The organism is Lysinibacillus sphaericus (genome assembly GCF_000600105.1).
GTDB lineage: Bacteria > Bacillota > Bacilli > Bacillales_A > Planococcaceae > Lysinibacillus > Lysinibacillus sphaericus.
The window spans coordinates 228,702-247,194 of sequence record NZ_CP006837.1 but is presented as its reverse complement, the minus strand read 5'-3'; the positions used below and the strand labels follow the sequence as shown (position 1 = coordinate 247,194).

Here is an 18,493-nt window from a genome sequence, read left to right as displayed (position 1 = left end):
TCAATCAATCTAACACTTTTTTGCTATGTTTGTTATGTTCGAAACTTATTTTTACAAGCCTATAAGTCCGAAACTTGTGCACTAACCGCTTTATTATTATACATTTCTGTATCCAACTCTTTCGTTACACGTGCTGTGGTAACACCTGCTGTCATTGACCCACTTACATTTAGAGCCGTACGCCCCATGTCGATTAATGGCTCAATTGAAATCAAAATACCGGCAAGTGCAACTGGTAGGTGAAGCGCTGATAGCACAAGGATAGCTGCAAATGTTGCACCACCACCAACACCTGCTACACCGAACGAACTTATTGCTACCACTGCAATAACTGTAATGATAAATACAGGATCAAGTGGATTAATGCCGACAGTTGGTGCAATCATAATTGCAAGCATTGCAGGATATACACCAGCGCAACCGTTTTGACCAATTGATAAACCAAATGAACCTGCGAAGTTTGCTATCCCCTCTGGTACACCAAGTCTACCAGTTTGCGTTTTAATATTCATAGGTAAAGTCCCCGCACTTGAACGTGAAGTGAAGGCAAATAACAGTGTTTCAAGTGATTTTTTTAAATACGTAAACGGATTTAGACCGCTTAATGAAATAATTAGTAAATGAACAAGGAACATAATAATTAACGCAACGTAAGAAGCAATAACGAATTTACCTAAGTTGTAAATTGCCCCAAAATCAGATGTTGCGACCGTGCGTGCCATAATGGCTAAAATACCATATGGTGTTAAGCGTAAAACAATTGTTACAACACCCATTACTAATGCATGCACTGCATCAATGCCTTTTTTAATGGTTGCAGCCATCTCACTATCTTTACGTGCGACACGTAAATAAGCAAAACCTAAAAATGCTGCAAATATAACAACTGCAATTGTAGATGTTGAACGAGCACCTGTTAAATCAAGGAATGGATTCGCTGGGAATAATTCTATAATTTGCGTTGGTAAATCAGGTGCAGTCATGCCCGTTGTCTTTTCTTCTATATATGCCCCACGCTCTGTTTCAGCGTCGCCTTGCATAATTTGAGTAGCATCTAAATCAAATATTGTAGCCGAAAGAATCCCTACTGCGGCTGATACTGCTGTAGTACCGATTAAAATTGCTAAAATTAAAGCGGCCATTTTGCCAAAATTTTTGCCAATTGTCATTTTCGTAAAGGCAATCAAAATAGAAATAAATACTAGAGGCATTGCCACCATTTGTAACAGTTTCACATAACCCGTACCAATAATGTTGTACCAAGATGTTGTCTTGGTTAAAACTTCTGAGTCAATACCGTAAAACAATTGCAGCCCTAGACCTAGTGCGATACCTAAACCTAGACCAGCAAAAACACGATTTGAGAATTTCACGTGTTTTTTATTCATAATAACTAAAATTCCAACGCAGGCAAGTAACAGTGCTACGTTCAGAATGACTTGTAAAGTTGACAATAGAAAGCCTCCTAAGATGTTTTATTAGAATGTAAATCGAATTATATACCTATAATACCTATTATTCAAGTATGTTTTATTAAGATTAAGATTTTTAAACATGTAAGCGGTTCAATTTCTTTGATTTAACAATTGAAAAGGACTAAAATCAAATTAGTTTAATAGTAAACTTATATTGAAAGAGGGGAATAATTATGGGTAAATTGCAAAATAAAGTGGCTATTATTACAGGTAGTGGAGCAGGAATCGGTAAAGAAATTGCGCGTAAATATGCACAAGAAGGGGCAAAAGTTGTTATTGCTGACTTCAATGAGGACGCATTAAATGCTACTGTGAATGAGTTTAATGAAGTTGGTTTTGAGGCATTTGGTGTCAAAGTAAATGTTGCGGTAGAAGAAGATATTCAAAAAATGATGGCTACTACGGTGGCTCATTTTGGTCGTATAGATATTTTAGTCAATAATGCCGGAGTTGGTGACAATATGCAGGCGGCGGCAAATGTTGAAGATGCGGTTTGGCAACGTGTGATGGACATTAATGTAAGTGGTGTGATGCGAGCTATTCGACAAGTATTACCAATATTTATTGAAAATGGCGGTGGAACAATTGTCAACATGGCTTCCATTGCAGGATTAACAGGCGGCCGCGGTGGACTAGCTTATACTACAGCGAAACACGCAGTTGTAGGTATGACAAAAAATATTGCCTCCCACTACGGTTCACAAAATATCCGTTGCAACGCAATTGCACCTGCACATGTAGAAACTGGCTTTGCAGCAGCCATGACGAATGTAGATCCATTTGGTATGCAACAATCTGTACGCGGTGTGCAACTTATGCCAAAAGCTGGTCAAGTTTCAGATATTGCTAATATTGCACTATTTTTAGCTTCTGAAGATTCCGGCCTTATTAACGGTGTCGCTTTAGCGGCAGATGCTGGCTGGAGTGCTTACTAATAAAAAGCCTACCTCGTTTATAAGACGAGGTAGGTTTTTATGTTGTTCGCGGGTATTCCTCTCTGCTCCGCGGGTAATCTACCCTATTTCGCGGGTATTCCTCTTTATTCCGCGGGTAATTCACCCTACATCTTAAAAATCTAATGTATAAGGTAGGTTGCTTTGTCATTAATTAAATAACAGCTTCCACATATCTTTTTGCATTCCTTTTTTAATCGTGCTACTGCATCGGATAGTTGGTCAACTGAAGTAAATTGCTGGTATTCATTTGTAATAACAGCAATAGATAACGAAGTACATGTAAAACGCTCTAATTTTCCAGTCCTATTAGGAACTTGTAATTTTACTAAATCCTCTAGCTCATAAAAATCAATAATTTGCGCATCAAACTCTTCTATAATCGTTTGACAGATGATTGCGACTTCATAGTGTGGGAGTATAGCAACAAAATCATCGCCACCTATATGCCCTAAAAAATCTTCTCCAGCTGCAATATTTCTTTTGAGAACATCTGTTAAATACAGTAAAATTTTGTCTCCTTTATTAAAACCATAGGTGTCATTATACGTTTTAAAGTGATCCAAATCAAAATAAATGAGACTATATTTTTCAAGATGTAATGCAGCTTGTAATTTTTCTTCTATTAATTTATTGCCAGGTAAGCTTGTTAGTGGGTTTAAAAAACTAGCAATCGCTACTTGCGTCTCTACAAGCTTTAACAACAGTTCTCTAATACTAACCACACCGAAATAGACACCTTTTTTAATGACAATAATATCATCATATAGGTCCTCTGCTCGTCGGCCCATCGCTTCCGTGCTGACTTCGATAATAGGTGTGTCATAATCTACAATTAGAGGTTTATCTTTAATAATAAGCTGATTTTGTCGACCCATAAATAAATTATAGCCATAGCGTGTACCAATTTTTTGATAGAAATGTGTGCGGGTAATATGTCCAATTGGACTGCCATCTCGTACAACAACAACACTTCGCAATGATGGATTGCTTGTAAAAAGTATATCTACATCTTTGTTTTTCACAAATTCATCAATACTAGGAACGTTTTCTGTGACTTCTCCTATCTGCATGGTCATCCACCCTTAATTCCCCCAATTGAATGTCTTTTGATGGCCTCCCTAACGCATACCCTTGTGCATAATGGATGCCAATGTCTTGCAAATAATTGATCTCCTCTTGCCGTTCTATGCCTTCTGCTATAATTTTTGTTCCAGCTTGCTCCGCATATTTCATAAGCAATGTAACAAGCTGCTGCTGCTCACTGTTTTTATCGATATATTGAATTAACGAACGATCCAACTTAATAAATTCAGGTTTTAAATAAATCAATGTTTTTAAACTATTATAGCCGGACCCCATATCATCCACTGCAATTCGATAACCCTGCGAACGATAATGTGATAATACCCTTTCGAACTCTACAAAATCTAACACAGCGCTGCGTTCTGTTAACTCAAAGACTACCTGCTGTGGTTTAATACCGAGCTCTTTTAGCAGTTGTAATGTTTCTCCACTATTATATTTTTTATCCAGTAATACATTAGGGTGGATATTAAGAAATAGGATATAATCTTGGTTCAGTAACTCCCCGTGAAGGCGCTCTTTGAAGCGTTGCAATGATAGGTTACGACAAAAGCATTCAAATAAAAACACGCAATCCGTTTGCCCTACAAATTCATAAAATTGATCGACACTGTTAAATAAATCAGAGGGCGTTGGTCTATTTAATGCCTCAAATCCCATTGTTTGCTCTGTTTGTAAATCTACAATCGGTTGAAAAAAAGTATGTAAATCTTTTGTTTCGATAATTTTATTTAATGCTTTTAAACGTTTTATATATAAAGTATTACTTTGATGCTGTTCATATAGATGATTTAAATATAAGAATAAATTGCTTGTCTTTACGCTTTGTCTCACAACAGACTCCATTTTTTGCACCTCTTAAATTGGTTATTAGTATCCATTGTAAGCTTTAATTGTAAACGCTCTGTGAAGTAGTTGTAAAAAGAACGAAGTTGATTTCAGAATCATCAAGTGAAGGGATTGTACATGAACATAGTTATTTTTTGAACATAGGCTCTATGCAAACAATAAAATTTGCAATAAAAGACAATAACTATATTCATTTATCTTAAAATGATGGTACGATACTTAATAATAAATTACTGGAAAGGTAGCTAGATTCCATAATGAACGTAAAAAACTTTTTGCAATTGCCGATTACAAAGGATTTTACAGTCGTTGCAGGTAGCAACGGTTTACATAAACCTGTCCAAAATGTTGAAATTCTAGATTTTGAATTTTCGCCTGATATTCACACTGTTCGAGAAACGATATTTACACCAAATAGTGTAATCCTTAGTAGCTTATTATTTGCAAAACAACAGCCTGATTATTTAGTAAATGCTGTAAAAAATCTGATTCAGTTAGAAGCAAGCGCTTTAGCATATAAACCCGTTATTTATAACGAACTACCAGAGGAAGTACTCGCCTTAGCAAATGCACATCATTTCCCAATACTGCGATTTGGTGGGGATGAATTTTTTGAAAAAATTATTTTAGAAACAATGGCTTATGCAAAAACGCAAGACTATACATTCTTTCTAGAAACCATTATGAAACGTCTCATTAACGAAGATGTCTCTGCAGAACAAATCACATCTTTTTTACAACAATTGAACAAACCATTTGAAAAATATGTATTCGTAGCGAATTTTCAAATGCAAGCCGTATCGAATGCACAATGGATGCAACCTTTTTTGCAATTGGAACCACTATTAAAAACAGGCGTTATTTGTAAATATAAAAATAGCCTCTTTATCTTAATGACCAATCTATCACAGCATTTTCAATTTGAAAAATTTCTTAATGAATGGCTTACAATGTATGATATTTCGACAGACAAACTGACTGTTGGCTATAGCCAGGTGCATAGCACACAAATGGCACTTCACCTTGCAGTACGGGAAGCTTTCGCTGCCCGCTTAATGGCAGAAATTGATATGACCCCTACTTGTCATTACACACAGCTTGGTTCTGATAGTTTGCTTATTGAGCTACATCGCAAAGATCCTCAATTTGCCATGCATTATGTAAAAAACTATCTAGGGCCCTTACTTGATGAAAAGGTTGATACCGATTTCATCAATACCGCAATCACGTATATCGCAAAAAAGGGTAACATAAAAGAAGTAGCAGTTGCGCAGTTCTGCCATCCAAATACTATCCGATATCGCATGACAAAAATCCGCCAATTGGTAGCACCGCAAGATAATGATTATGTTTTTTATGAACGCTTATCAGCAGCCGTTAAATTGTACTTATTACATAGCAAAATAGCAGAATAAATATTCGCTTTGGAATAAGTACAAAAAAACGCCTGAAAGTTTAGAAACAAAGTCAAAATATTTTCTTCCTTCTCATGCTATTCTTATTGGAGTTAGGAGGAAGAAAGATGAAACAATACATAGCTGATGGCATGTTGCTTACAACCGCTATCGTTTGGGGTAGTGGGTTTGTTGTTACAGCCATTGCACTAGAATATTTAACTGCTTATCAAGTGATGGCAGGAAGATTTATATTAGCTTCGATTATACTAACCGTCATTTTTGGATACAAATTAAAAAAAGCAACAAAATCAGTCGTTTGGAAAGGTGTTTTACTAGGCACGATATTGTATATTGCCTTTGCCCTTCAGACAGTTGGTTTACAATATACGACTCCCTCTAAAAATGCATTTTTAACCGCTGTTAATGTAATCGTTGTTCCACTTATTGCTTATGCCGTCTATAAACGCCGAATCGATGGTTACGAAATCATTGGCTCTATTATAGCGCTTGTTGGAATTGGCTGTTTATCATTACAAGGTTCCCTCACAATGAATATAGGAGATGCCCTTTCTCTAGCATGTGCTGTTGCCTTTGCTTTCGATATTTTTTGTACAAACCTTTTTGTACAAAAGGAAGATGCAATCGCTCTTACCATTGTGCAGTTTATAACAGCATCCGTTTTGGGTATCTTGGTCGTTGTCAGTCAAGGCGATATCCCTACTAATCTTGAAAAAGAAGCAATCTATTCAATCATTTATTTAGGGATTTTTTCAACTACTATTGCGTACCTTTTTCAAAATGTGGCCAATCAATATACAACTGCTACAAAGGCAGCCATTATCTTGTCAACAGAATCCTTTTTCGGTATGGTGCTTTCGGTAATATTTTTGCATGAAGTACTGACAGGCAGAATGGTGATAGGCGCAGTATTAATTTTACTAGCTATTTTAATTGCGGAAGTAAAACCCGCCTATCCAAAAAAGCGGATGATGAATAACTGACCTTAACGCTCACCTATAAATAGTTTCAGTGTTTACTGAAGCTATTTTTTATTTTGCATAACTGGTTATCATACTTGTCGTAATACCCACTACTAACACAGTAATTATGGAAAGGATTAATGTATTAGAAGATAATAGAAACCCACCTAAAACAATAACAATCGAATCAATAAAAAAAATAAGAATCCCCACATTAATGCCTGTTTTATCACTTAAAAACTGTGCAACTAGATCTGTTCCACCAGTGCTTGTCTGAAAGCGAAGCATTAAACCGATGCCAAAACCTACTAAAATCCCTCCAAAAATTGCACTATAAATCGCATCGATTTGAATTATATTTCTTATAGGCCTCAACAGGTCAATGATAAAAGACGAGCCAATTAACCCATGTACACTATTATAGAAATAAGCTCTGTATTTAAACCAAGCTATAACAAATATTGGAATGCTTAAAATAATAATCATAAGTCCGATTTTTAGCTGATACAAATAGTACAAAATAAGCGCTACCCCTACAACGCCTCCGTCTAGTATTTGGTACGGTGTTAGAAATAGATTAATGCCTAATGATATACAGATACTACCTATTATGATGACCAAGCCTTTCTTCAGAAAAAACATACAACCCCCCTCCGAGACTAAGCATGTCTTATAGTATGAAAAAATTGATTTGAACATGTTTGTGGACTTTAGCTAACCACCAAGAGCGTGGGGCAAAAGAGAAAAGGTGTTAGATTGATGGCAGTCAATCTAACACTTTTTTGCTGTGCCATTGTTGTTCCCTTCGGCGGTGCTTTCCGCAGGCACACACGTAAGCCGCAACCCTCGCTAACGCGCGGAATGCCAGCGTCTTACGATGTGTGCGTTCCCACAGGAGTCACGCCTTCGCTACCAACAACAAGTGAACCCTTCTAAATTTTTAACACCTTTCCTCTGTTCCTTAAAGGGATATTTAGATTGAAGACAGAAGCTGAACTAGCCTCCTACTTTATCAATTGAGGAGAGATGTATTACTTGCCAAGGAGCTAAAAAATATAGATGCAGAAGAGATTATGCAACAACTAAATCATGCTATCCTAGAAAAAAGAAACACTATCCAAACTAAAGGATAGCGTCCCTTTTTATAAGTTGAAAACTTTAATTTGCACATGCTTTTACCAACAAAATAATAACGATGATCATGATAGTGGAACCAATATTAACTAAACACCCTTTGCTAGGTGAACCAGTATGCGCTTGTGCCGATGCACTGTTCAAAGCACCTCCAGGGTTTTTTCGCTGTTCTTTCGCTTTTAAATTTTCTCGTTCTTGTTCTGACATGAAAGCCCCCCTTTTTTCAAATTGAACTTCCTCTTCCTTCTTCATAGTATCATTTCCAACAACCAATTCTGCATAAAATCAGAATATTCATTATTTAACTATATTGCAGATTAATGAAGAGAAAAGATAAGATGTTTAGACTTCGCAATTTTTAATTTAAAAAATATTCTATTGAAATATATATGTATTGGTTATATACTACAATCGATAGTGATAATCATTATCAATTATTTTGTTAATAGGAGTGTTATTCTAATATGAATTCAAAGCGTTACTTTTCATTATTTACAATGTTATTTATAGCTATTTTTTCTTTAGCTTTAGCTGGATGTGCAGAAAAAGAGTCCGGTGCTGCATCTAGTGATTCAAAACCAGAATCCGATGCTAGTGATACACAGTATCCAATTGTTATTAAGCACGCTTTTGGAGAAACTGTAATCGATAAAAAACCTGAACGCGTTGCAACGATTGCTTGGGCAAACCATGATGTCGCATTAGCACTTGGTGTTGTGCCAGTGGGCTTCTCTGCTGCAAACTACGGCGTACAGGATGATAGTGGTATGCTGCCATGGACAGCTGACAAGTTAAAAGAGTTAGGTGAAGAAAATCCTAATATTTATCAAGATACGGATGGTTTAGATTTTGAGGCAATTGCTGATTCAAATCCAGATGTAATCTTAGCTGCCTATTCAGGTATTACACAAGAAGACTACGATACATTAAGTCAAATTGCACCAGTTGTGGCGTACCCAGAAATTCCATGGGTTATTTCATGGCGCGACCAAATCCTATACAATGCAAAAGGCATGGGTATGGAAAAGGAAGGCAAACAATTGATTGCTGATACAGAGAAGTTAATTGCTGATAAGGCAAATGAATTACCAGAATTAAAAGGTAAAAAAGCTGTATTTGCTTCGTTCAATGCAACTGATTTATCTAAGTTTTATATTTATACGCCTGCAGATCCTCGTGGTGAATTTTTAGAGGAATTAGGTATGGAATATCCACCAAGTATTAAAGAGCAAGTAAAAGATGACTCTAGCTTTTATATTGAGTTAAGTGCTGAAAATGCAGATGCTTTAAAGGATGCAGAAATTTTTATTACATATGGGGATGATAAAACTTTAGCTGCACTTCAAGCTGACCCTATTTTAGGAAAAGTGCCAGCAATCCAAAATGGTTCAGTCATTGTCATTACTGATAATACGCCATTAGCTGCCGCAGGTAATCCAAACCCATTATCCATTCAATATACAATTGACGAGTACTTAGCATTAATCTCTGATGTTGCGAAAAAGCTGAAATAATATGATGAATACTTCCGTTTCAGAAAATAAGCATGTATGGATGCCACGTAACTTCGGCAAGCTGATTATTTTGCTCGCCATATTGCTTTGTCTAAGTGTGATGGCATCGCTTATATTTGGTTCTCGGATGATTACTTGGACGCAACTTCTGGATGGTCTATTCCATTCAGAAGTCGCTTCTCATGAGGCAAGTGTTGTTCGACAAAGAGTTGTTCGAACAATTTTTTGTTTTATGTGTGGTGCCGCTTTAGGTGTATCGGGTGCATTAATGCAGTCTGTAACGCGTAATCCAATTGCGGACCCAAGTATACTAGGTGTAAATACAGGGGCATCCTTATTTGTTGTTTGTGGGATTGCCTTTTTTAATATTAGTTCCGCGAATCAATATATTTGGCTGGCCATCGCAGGGGCAATGCTTACCGCTATTTTTGTCTTTACTGTTGGTTCAATCGGGAGTGGCAGCGCAACACCAATCAAGCTCGTCTTAGCCGGCGCTGCTACAAGTGCCATACTGTCTTCACTCGTTGTGGCCGTTATGATTCCACGTACGAAAGTAATGGACCAATTTAGATTTTGGCAAGTTGGTAGTGTAGGTTCTGGTAGCTGGGATCATATCTCACTGTTTATCCCATTTTTAATAGTTGGACTTTGTATTGCTATCTTTTCTGCGCCAGCATTGAATGCGCTAGCATTAGGAGATGATGTAGCGACTGGCTTAGGTGTTAAAACGGGGACAATTCGCCTGCTCGCTTCATTTGGCGGTGTGTTATTGTGTGGTGTGGCAACAGCATTAGCTGGACCGATTGGGTTTATCGGTTTGTTAGCGACGCATTTAATTCGATTAATTATTGGCCCAGACGTGCGCTATGTTATTCCACTTTCAGCATTTGCTGGGGCAATTATTTTAACCATTGCTGATGTGTGTGGAAGACTATTAGGGAGTCCGAGCGAGCTTGAAGTAGGTATTGTAACTGCCTTCATTGGCGCTCCCCTATTAATTTTTATTACAATGAAAGCGAAAATGCGTGCATTATGATGAATGAAACAATGATGTCTATTTATAATTCAAGAATGAAACGAAAACGTCGTTTCCTACTTATGACATGTTTGCTAGCAGTTATTTCAATTGTACTTATGGGTTTGATGCTCATGTTAGGCAATACCATTTATCCTGTAAAAGATGTTGTCAGTGTACTTTTAGGTGAGAATGTCAAAGGCGCTTCCTTTGCAATCGGCACAATCAGATTACCCCGAATGATCGTCGGACTATTTGCTGGCTTTGCATTTGGTGCTGGTGGCTACATTTTCCAAACAATGTTGCGCAATCCATTAGCCAATCCAAATGTAATTGGCATCACTGCTGGGTCAAGTGCTGCTGCTGTTTTTTGTATTATTGTCCTGCATGCGAGTAATGCACTTGTCTCGATTGCCTCAGTAGTTGGCGGTCTTTTAACTGCTATCGTTATTTTTATTTTATCTAAAGGTAGCTCTTTTTCAATTGGTCGATTAATTTTAATCGGTATCGGTATTCAAGCAATGTTAAATGCGTTTATTTCTTATTTAATGGTTATTGGTAATACGCATGACCTACCTTCTGCTATGCGTTGGTTAAGTGGCAGTTTGAATGGGGCGAAAATGGAAAACCTCTATCCATTAATCATAGCTGTTTTAATTTGCACACCCATTGTTCTTTGTTTGGCTAGTCGATTAGAAATATTAGAGCTTGGCGAACTAGCAGCGACATCACTCGGTGTTGCTCCAAACAAAACGAGGTTGGTGCTATTACTTAGCTCAGTTTTAATGATTGCGTTAGCTACAGCAGCTGCGGGACCAATTGCCTTTGTTGCATTTCTAGCAGGTCCTATTGCCAAAAAGATTGTTGGTGTAGGCTTTTCAAATATCGTGCCTGCAGGCTTAATTGGCGTTATTTTAGTATTGGCCGCAGATTTAATCGGTCAGTTTGCATTCGATACCAGATATCCTGTTGGCGTAATTACGGGGATTATTGGTGCACCGTATTTAATTTATTTATTAATTCGTATCAATCGAAAAGGAGATTTATAATATGAAGCCAACACATACATTTCGAGCGGAGCAAATTACTGCTGGTTACGACAATAAAACGATTTTACAAGACGTTAGTGTAACGATTCCTAGCAATAAAATAAGCATAATTATCGGAGCCAACGGTTGTGGAAAATCTACGCTACTAAAAACGATGGCACGACTCATTACGCCGACTTCAGGGCAAGTAACGTTAGATGGGCAAGCTATTCAAAAAATGCCACCGAAGCAACTTGCCAAAATACTAGGCTTGTTACCACAAAGCCCTATCGTTCCAGAAGGAATAACAGTTGCGGATTTAGTTGGTAGAGGGCGCTTCCCCCATCATAGCTTTTTAAAAGGTTGGTCTAAAAAAGATTATGAGGCTGTCGCAGAAGCGATGGAAATGATGAACATTACAGAATTTGCTGATCGCCATATTGATGAATTATCAGGTGGGCAAAGACAGCGCGTATGGATTGCCATGGCATTAGCGCAGCAAACAGATATTTTATTTTTAGATGAGCCAACAACGTACTTAGATATTACGTACCAAGTAGAAATTTTAGATTTACTGACAGATTTAAATCGTAAATATGGCACAACGATTGTCATGGTGTTACACGACATTAACTTATCAGCACGTTATGCAGATTATATATTTGCCCTACATGAAGGGAAGCTCGTGGCAGAAGGACCGCCATCTGACATTATTACTAATTCATTAATTAAAGATATATTCGCACTCGACTGTATGGTAATCGAAGACCCCGTTTCGAACTCACCATCCGTCGTGCCAATTGGACGACACCACAACCACATTGACAGCATAGCGCTGAAAGCCAAATCATGCTAACGAAATCGCAAGCCATTTCATTGACAAGACAAGGGAAATTGAACAGAAGTTTGACGCTTGCTTCATTTCCCTTGTCTTGTTTCTTTTCTCATCAAACAATGCCACCTCCTTTTATCAGGAAGTGGCATTGTTTGATTTAAATTTCCCCATGCATTGGGTCATTTTTACGCTTTGGCCCAATCATGTTAAATAAAATGTTTAAGATAATCGCTGTGACTGAACCACAAACGATACCATTGGACGTAAGAACTGATACGTATGATGGCAATGATGCGAAAATATCAGGAACTACTGATACACCAACGCCTAGACCAACTGCAATCGCAGCAATCATCGCGTTTTCCGCTGATTCGTTCATAACAGGTACAAGCATCCCCATACCTTGTGTAATCACCATACCAAACATCGCAAGCATTGCCGCACCAAGTACTGGTGTTGGAATGATTGTAGTGAGTGCTGCAATTTTTGGTAGGAAACCAAGTGCTACTAGTAAACCACCTGTGATGTAGATGACTTTGCGATTTTTCACGCCAGACATACGCGTAAGCCCTACGTTTTGTGAGAATGTAGTATATGGGAAGGCATTGAAAATACCACCAATAACAGAAGCAAGACCTTCTGAACGATACCCACGTGCTAAATCTTTTGAATCTAGTTTTTTATTGCAAATATCGCTCAGTGCAAAATAGACACCGGAAGATTCTACTAATGAAACCATTGCTACAAGCGTCATTGTTAAAATCGCTGTGGCATCAAATGTTGGCATTCCGAAATAGAACGGCTGAACCATATGGAATACGCCTGCATCTGACACAGGACTGAAATCCACTTTGCCCATAAATGCGCCGAGCACTGTACCAACAACTAAGCCAATTAAAATTGAAATCGCACGCACAAAGCCTGTAGTAAAACGGTAAACGACTAAAATAATTACTAATGTAATAAATGCTAAAGCAACATTAGAACCCGATGCAAAGTCTTCTGCACCTTGTCCACCCGCCATATTGTTCAATGCAACTGGTAATAAAGAGATACCAATAATGGACACAACAGAACCTGTTACAACTGGCGGGAAGAATTTTACAAGCTTACCGAAAAAGCCTGCAATGACCATAACGATTAAACCTGATGCAATAATGGAGCCATAAATATCGGTAATGCCTTGTTCAGGGTTTGTCCCAATTGCAATAATTGGACTTACTGCTGTAAAGGTACATCCTAGAACTACTGGTAAACCAATACCGATAAATTTACCTGAATACACTTGAAGTAATGTTGCGATCCCACACATCATAATGTCAATCGCTACTAAATAAGTCATTTGCTTTGAATCAAAACCTAAAGCGCCACCAATAATAAGCGGAACTAAAATCGCACCTGCATACATCGCAAGTAAATGTTGAATAGCTAGCGTCGTTGACTTAAAGGCATTCATTACGCGCGATCCTCCGTTGCAAATGTTACTTTGCCGTCTTCTAAAGAATCCACAATTGCTAATGATTCAACGCGAACACCTTGCTCACGTAATAATTTACCACCGTCTTGGAAGCCTTTTTCAATCACGATGCCGACACCGACAACATGAGCCCCTGCTTGCGCTGCAATATCTAGTAAGCCTTTTACCGCTTCACCATTTGCTAAGAAATCGTCAACAATTAAAACATTGTCATCTTCACTTAAAAAATTACAAGATACTGAAATATCATTCGTTTCGTTTTTTGTGAAAGAATGTACTTTTGACGAATAGAGATTGTCTGATAATGTTAAAGATTTACGTTTACGGGCAAATACTACCGGTGCACCGATTTCAAGACCTAACATTACAGAAGGTGCAATTCCTGAAGATTCAATTGTTAGCACTTTTGTAATAATTTCATCAGAGAAGCGATTTGCAAACTCGTGCCCAATTTCTTTCATAAGCTGTGGATCGATTTGATGATTTAAAAAAGAATCAACTTTTAATACAGACGAAGATAAAACTTTACCTTCCTGCATAATTTTGTCATGTAATAACTTCATTGCTGCTTTTCCTTCTTTCATAAAATAATAAAAACGCTGAATACTTTGATTCCATTCATCTACGAGTGGAGCAAGGCATTCAGCGCAAAAACGTCGAAACTAATAGAAAACATCATCGCTAGTATGAGTTTTTCTAAAGCAATGCTACCCATAGTCGATTCATTTACGGTAAATCGGTAGAAACTTACGAGCCATATTCTCGCTATTATATGAGTGAAACAGTATTAAGCTGGTTGAACTTTCTTATTATAAATATCCATTTTTATAATTTCAATATGAATATGCATAATAAGCAGATGCATATCTTCTTTCGGCAGATGCTTATATCTACTACTGAAAAAAGTTTAAATTTTCGGAATTTAATGGTATTTACACATTATTTCATGGTAAACGTTCGTGTTTTGCAATCAATGCTCTGATTATATCAGACTATTTTCGACCTTGCTAGTCATTATTTAGATAAATGGAAAGGTACTGTCATAATGACGACATTTTTGTGAAATAACAGCGATGTACGAATTAATAGACTCGATTGATTGTGTAGCATATGATGCCAACCTTTCTTCGGTAAAAACTGTGGAATGACCACAGTTACTTGATAGCCCGTTTTCGCATATTGGTGTTCTACCTTATCAATAAATTTTTTTAAAGGTTGCTTAATGCTTCGATATGGCGAATAGTACGTAACGAGACGTATATCGGGTTGCCATGCCTTCCACTTCTCTTCAAAAGCTTTGGCATCAGCCTGATCAAATGCTACATAAAAGGCTATAATTTTTTCTACATTCAATGATTGCACATAATGCAGTGAATTTTCTACCACTTTCGTAATCCCCGCTACCGGTACAATAAAAACATTTCCATCTACTATCGGCAATGCTTCTCCATTTAGTCGTAGTTGCTCTCCGACTGCATTGTAATGTTGCTTAATGCGATGGAACATCCAAATAATCATTGGTAAAAAAATAAATACTGGCCATACTTGAGGTAATTTTGTAACAAAGAACATCATCGCCACTACAAAGGAAATGGCTGCACCTATTGTATTTATAACGAATTTCATCACCCAACCATCTGGCTTTTCACGCCACCATTTTCGCATCATTCCAGTCTGCGCTAATGTAAATGGTATAAAGACACCTACTGCATAAAGAGGAATTAAATGCTCTGTAGCACCATCGAACAACACAATAAGGACAATCGCTGCTAATCCGAGCATCATAATCCCGTTAGAATAGCCAAGGCGATCTCCACGAATTTGAAAAATTCTTGGTATAAAGCCGTCTCTTGATAAATTGACTGCGAGTAAAGGGAAGGCTGAATAACCCGTATTGGCAGCAAGCACTAAAATCATAGCTGTCGTACCTTGCACGATATAATAAAATACATTGCGTCCAACACTCGCTTCGGCAATTTGTGAGACAACCGTTGCCTGAGCGTTTGGTACAACTCCGTAGAAATAGGCTAAGGCCACAATACCAATAAACAGCACGGCTAATATACTCCCCATTGCTAATAGCGTTTTCGCTGCATTATTTGGTGCAGGGCTTTTAAAATTCGGAATAGCATTGGATATCGCTTCTACGCCCGTCAATGCCGAGCTTCCTGAAGCAAAAGCCTTTAATAATAAAAACAAACTAATGCCCGCAACTGGCGTCCCGATTTTTGGATGCAACTCAGCAGGAACTTGCCCCGTTGCGACGTTATAGATACCTATTCCAATAAGCATTAACATCACAACAACGAACAAATATACGGGATACGCTAAAACGGATGCTGATTCTGTAACACCACGTAAATTTAATAGTGTTAGGCAAATAACAAAAAACACTGCAATCGGTACATTATAAGCATGTAAACTTGGGAATGCTGATGTAATAGCATCTGTCCCCGCAGAAACACTTACTGCAACCGTTAAAATATAATCAACGAGTAATGACCCACCCGCTACAAGACCTGCATTAACGCCTAAGTTTTCGCGGGACACAACATATGCTCCACCACCATGTGGATAGGCGAAAATAACTTGTCGATAGGATAACGTGAGTGCCACAAGTAGCACCACTACGCCTGCTGCAATCGGTAACGAATACCAAAAGGCAACCGTACTTACTGTCATGAGCACAAGTAAAATTTGCTCTGGTCCGTATGCTACTGATGACAATGCATCAGATGATAATATAGCCAATGCCTTTGTTTTACTAAGCTTTTGTTCCCCTAATGCATCGGATCTCAATGGTTTACCGATAACATAACGTTTGAATGAGGATTTCATTTTTAACACCTTCTAGATTTTTAGAGTGTGTTTCGCCTTTCTAAATCAATTACACCTTTGCATAATTGCTCTTTCTAGCTACTGGGGCTTTGGGTGCCAAATGACAACAAAAAACGTCTACAAGTCATCACTAAATACGACTTGTAGACGTTGTAACGTCTGACAAGCTCCAACTTTTCTGCTCTTAACGCTTACGAGGTTAGCTGTCGGATTCGGGCCTGAGTAGCCCTACTCTTGTAAAGAGATTCACCCCAAGAATTGTAGAGACAATCCATCAAAATTGGGTCCCCCGCGTTTAGTTGCTTCAGCGATTTAGAAATTTGAAACTTTTATAATGATGTCATATTACGCCTGTATTAATAAAAAGTAAAGAACAGATTATACGGTTTTCGTAAATTTTTTCCTTATATGTAGAAGCCCATTACTGGTATACGTTTCGGATTATTTTTGCTGATTCCCATGGTTTTATCCGCGATTTAACTCACTTCAGCAGTGATTTCCCTTTGTTTTTTGGCAATGCTAAAAAATTTGAGCAAACTTCTTCACATTTTTCAGTTCTAGCTATAGAATAGTAGTATCATTATTTTCCTATAGGAAACTTTATTTCACTTACGATACTTTTTGAAACGAGGGAACAACATGGCCTATAAACCGATTAATAAGTCGGCAGCCGAAGCTGTTTTAGATGGCGACATAAAAGGCTGGCAACGGATTTTACCCTTTCTAGGTCCGGCATTTATTGCAGCGGTTGCCTATATAGATCCCGGCAACTTTGCCACAAATATTACGGCTGGCTCACAGTACGGTTATTTACTTCTTTGGGTTATTGCCTTTTCCAACTTAATGGCTGTACTAATTCAATCTTTATCAGCAAAACTTGGCATTGCAACAGGAAAGAATTTGCCGGAAATAGCAAGAGAGAACTTTTCTAAAAAAACTTCAATATTTTTATGGATACAGGCTGAACTTGTAATTATCGCAACTGATCTTGCAGAGTTTATCGGTGCTGCCCTCGGTCTATATTTATTATTTAACATCCCAATGCTACCAGCGGCACTAATTACGGCAGTCGGCTCATTCGCCATTTTAGAGCTACAACGCAGAGGTTTTAGAGCCTTCGAAGCTGGTATTTCTGGTATGGTGCTAATTGTAGTGCTCGCATTTGCGTTCCAGACATTTTTAGCCCAACCAAATTGGGGTGAAGTGACACTCGGAATGCTGACACCACATTTCGATGGAGTCGATTCCCTATTACTTGCAACAGGTATTTTAGGTGCTACTGTTATGCCGCATGCAATCTATTTACATTCTTCTTTAACACAAAATCGCGTTATTGGTCGTAATGATAATGAAAAACGACGTATTTTCCGTTTTGAGTTTATCGATATTGTAATTGCAATGATTATTGCCGGCGCGATTAATATGAGCATGCTGATTATTGCAGCAGCGGTGTTCCATACGCAAGGATTAGTAGTTGAGGATTTAGACATTGCCTATAATGGATTACGAGATGCACTTGGCCCTATGGCAGCCGTTTCTTTCGGCCTTGGTCTTCTTATTGCAGGACTTGCAAGTTCTTCAGTCGGTACACTAGCAGGAGATGTTGTCATGCAAGGCTTTATCCAGCGTAGAATTCCTCTCTATTTGCGCAGAGCCATTACAATGATTCCACCATTGGTCATTATTGCATCTGGCGTCAATGCAACCTATGCGCTTGTATTAAGCCAAGTCATCCTGTCATTCGGTATTGCCTTTGCGCTTATCCCGCTTGTGATGTTCACAAGTAAAAAGGACATTATGGGTAGCCTCGTCAATCACCGTATCACAACCATTCTTGGCTGGTGTGTCGTTGTCATCGTCGTAGCGTTAAATATTTACCTATTATGGGAAACGCTATTTGCTTAATAAAATA

16 protein-coding genes and 2 riboswitches are annotated in these 18,493 nt (G+C 38.0%); of the genes, 8 read left to right on the top strand and 8 right to left on the bottom strand.

Annotation, left to right across the window (positions count from 1 at the left end; translation table 11 throughout):
- Positions 1–59: 59 nt before the first annotated feature.
- A complete protein-coding gene (locus tag T479_RS01130; protein WP_024360847.1) occupies positions 60–1,454 on the bottom strand; it encodes an L-cystine transporter in 1,395 nt (464 codons plus the stop codon).
- A gap of 194 nt (positions 1,455–1,648) precedes the next feature.
- Between T479_RS01130 and T479_RS01125 the strand changes: the two genes are divergently transcribed.
- Complete coding sequence (locus T479_RS01125) at positions 1,649–2,410, top strand: glucose 1-dehydrogenase (protein ID WP_025218399.1); 762 nt, start codon at positions 1,649–1,651, stop codon at positions 2,408–2,410.
- 140 nt (positions 2,411–2,550) lie between these two features.
- Here the strand turns inward: T479_RS01125 and T479_RS01120 are convergent, their stop codons facing one another.
- Complete coding sequence (locus T479_RS01120) at positions 2,551–3,501, bottom strand: GGDEF domain-containing protein (protein ID WP_025218398.1); 951 nt, start codon at positions 3,499–3,501, stop codon at positions 2,551–2,553.
- Positions 3,467–4,360, bottom strand: a complete 894-nt coding sequence (locus T479_RS01115; protein ID WP_024360844.1) for an EAL domain-containing protein — start codon at positions 4,358–4,360, stop codon at positions 3,467–3,469. Before T479_RS01115 ends, T479_RS01120 begins: the two co-directional genes overlap by 35 nt.
- A gap of 260 nt (positions 4,361–4,620) precedes the next feature.
- On the opposite strand from T479_RS01115, the gene T479_RS01110 reads away from it, so the two are divergent.
- Together T479_RS01110 and T479_RS01105 are read left to right on the top strand one after the other, a co-directional pair.
- A complete protein-coding gene (locus T479_RS01110) occupies positions 4,621–5,778 on the top strand; it encodes a PucR family transcriptional regulator (RefSeq protein ID WP_025218397.1) in 1,158 nt (385 codons plus the stop codon).
- 107 nt (positions 5,779–5,885) lie between these two features.
- The gene (locus T479_RS01105; protein ID WP_024360842.1) at positions 5,886–6,761 is read left to right on the top strand and encodes a DMT family transporter; all 876 of its coding nucleotides are present in this window, start codon (positions 5,886–5,888) and stop codon (positions 6,759–6,761) included.
- 48 nt (positions 6,762–6,809) lie between these two features.
- Here the strand turns inward: T479_RS01105 and T479_RS01100 are convergent, their stop codons facing one another.
- Together T479_RS01100 and T479_RS01095 are read right to left on the bottom strand one after the other, a co-directional pair.
- Positions 6,810–7,382, bottom strand: a complete 573-nt coding sequence (locus T479_RS01100) for a YitT family protein (RefSeq protein WP_024360841.1) — start codon at positions 7,380–7,382, stop codon at positions 6,810–6,812.
- Between the two features lie 516 nt (positions 7,383–7,898).
- Positions 7,899–8,081, bottom strand: coding sequence for a DUF6366 family protein (locus tag T479_RS01095; RefSeq protein WP_025218396.1), 183 nt, complete (start codon positions 8,079–8,081; stop codon positions 7,899–7,901).
- Between the two features lie 257 nt (positions 8,082–8,338).
- Here T479_RS01095 and T479_RS01090 point away from each other — a divergent pair, with 257 nt between their 5' ends.
- The 4 genes from T479_RS01090 to T479_RS01075 are packed head-to-tail and all read left to right on the top strand — an operon-like array spanning position 8,339 to position 12,287.
- The gene (locus T479_RS01090) at positions 8,339–9,388 is read left to right on the top strand and encodes an iron-siderophore ABC transporter substrate-binding protein (protein WP_024360839.1); all 1,050 of its coding nucleotides are present in this window, start codon (positions 8,339–8,341) and stop codon (positions 9,386–9,388) included.
- A 1-nt stretch (position 9,389) separates the two neighbouring features.
- Entirely contained in the window at positions 9,390–10,424 is a 1,035-nt protein-coding gene (locus tag T479_RS01085) for a FecCD family ABC transporter permease (protein WP_025218395.1), read from the top strand.
- Complete coding sequence (locus tag T479_RS01080) at positions 10,421–11,452, top strand: FecCD family ABC transporter permease (RefSeq protein ID WP_025218394.1); 1,032 nt, start codon at positions 10,421–10,423, stop codon at positions 11,450–11,452. Before T479_RS01085 ends, T479_RS01080 begins: the two co-directional genes overlap by 4 nt.
- Position 11,453: 1 nt before the next feature.
- On the top strand, positions 11,454–12,287 hold the full coding sequence (locus T479_RS01075; RefSeq protein ID WP_024360836.1) for an ABC transporter ATP-binding protein: 834 nt from the start codon (positions 11,454–11,456) through the stop codon (positions 12,285–12,287).
- Positions 12,288–12,423: 136 nt separating this feature from the next.
- Here T479_RS01075 and T479_RS01070 read toward each other — a convergent pair whose 3' ends face one another.
- From T479_RS01070 to T479_RS01060, 3 genes are all read right to left on the bottom strand, one after another.
- A complete protein-coding gene (locus T479_RS01070; protein ID WP_025218393.1) occupies positions 12,424–13,722 on the bottom strand; it encodes a nucleobase:cation symporter-2 family protein in 1,299 nt (432 codons plus the stop codon).
- Positions 13,722–14,306 carry a xanthine phosphoribosyltransferase gene (locus tag T479_RS01065; protein ID WP_024360834.1) on the bottom strand — a complete coding sequence of 195 codons (585 nt, stop codon included), beginning with the start codon at positions 14,304–14,306 and terminating at the stop codon, positions 13,722–13,724. Before T479_RS01065 ends, T479_RS01070 begins: the two co-directional genes overlap by 1 nt.
- A gap of 131 nt (positions 14,307–14,437) precedes the next feature.
- A riboswitch (purine riboswitch) is annotated at positions 14,438–14,539 on the bottom strand.
- A gap of 218 nt (positions 14,540–14,757) precedes the next feature.
- Entirely contained in the window at positions 14,758–16,581 is a 1,824-nt protein-coding gene (locus tag T479_RS01060) for a potassium transporter KimA (protein ID WP_025218392.1), read from the bottom strand.
- A gap of 174 nt (positions 16,582–16,755) precedes the next feature.
- A riboswitch (cyclic di-AMP (ydaO/yuaA leader) is annotated at positions 16,756–16,901 on the bottom strand.
- A gap of 319 nt (positions 16,902–17,220) precedes the next feature.
- Between T479_RS01060 and T479_RS01055 the strand changes: the two genes are divergently transcribed.
- Entirely contained in the window at positions 17,221–18,486 is a 1,266-nt protein-coding gene (locus T479_RS01055; RefSeq protein WP_025218391.1) for an Nramp family divalent metal transporter, read from the top strand.
- The last annotated feature ends 7 nt before the right edge of the window (positions 18,487–18,493 follow it).

Bases quoted from the DNA above. Each gene is read 5' to 3' on its own strand.
- T479_RS01125 (WP_025218399.1), top strand. From the start codon at position 1,649: ATGGGTAAATTGCAAAATAAAGTGGCTATTATTACAGGTAGTGGAGCA.
- T479_RS01120 (WP_025218398.1), bottom strand. From the start codon at position 3,501: ATGCAGATAGGAGAAGTCACAGAAAACGTTCCTAGTATTGATGAATTT.
- T479_RS01115 (WP_024360844.1), bottom strand. From the start codon at position 4,360: ATGGAGTCTGTTGTGAGACAAAGCGTAAAGACAAGCAATTTATTCTTA.
- T479_RS01110 (WP_025218397.1), top strand. From the start codon at position 4,621: ATGAACGTAAAAAACTTTTTGCAATTGCCGATTACAAAGGATTTTACA.
- T479_RS01105 (WP_024360842.1), top strand. From the start codon at position 5,886: ATGAAACAATACATAGCTGATGGCATGTTGCTTACAACCGCTATCGTT.
- T479_RS01100 (WP_024360841.1), bottom strand. From the start codon at position 7,382: ATGTTTTTTCTGAAGAAAGGCTTGGTCATCATAATAGGTAGTATCTGT.
- T479_RS01095 (WP_025218396.1), bottom strand. From the start codon at position 8,081: ATGTCAGAACAAGAACGAGAAAATTTAAAAGCGAAAGAACAGCGAAAA.
- T479_RS01090 (WP_024360839.1), top strand. From the start codon at position 8,339: ATGAATTCAAAGCGTTACTTTTCATTATTTACAATGTTATTTATAGCT.
- T479_RS01085 (WP_025218395.1), top strand. From the start codon at position 9,390: ATGATGAATACTTCCGTTTCAGAAAATAAGCATGTATGGATGCCACGT.
- T479_RS01080 (WP_025218394.1), top strand. From the start codon at position 10,421: ATGATGAATGAAACAATGATGTCTATTTATAATTCAAGAATGAAACGA.
- T479_RS01075 (WP_024360836.1), top strand. From the start codon at position 11,454: ATGAAGCCAACACATACATTTCGAGCGGAGCAAATTACTGCTGGTTAC.
- T479_RS01070 (WP_025218393.1), bottom strand. From the start codon at position 13,722: ATGAATGCCTTTAAGTCAACGACGCTAGCTATTCAACATTTACTTGCG.
- T479_RS01065 (WP_024360834.1), bottom strand. From the start codon at position 14,306: ATGAAGTTATTACATGACAAAATTATGCAGGAAGGTAAAGTTTTATCT.
- T479_RS01060 (WP_025218392.1), bottom strand. From the start codon at position 16,581: ATGAAATCCTCATTCAAACGTTATGTTATCGGTAAACCATTGAGATCC.
- T479_RS01055 (WP_025218391.1), top strand. From the start codon at position 17,221: ATGGCCTATAAACCGATTAATAAGTCGGCAGCCGAAGCTGTTTTAGAT.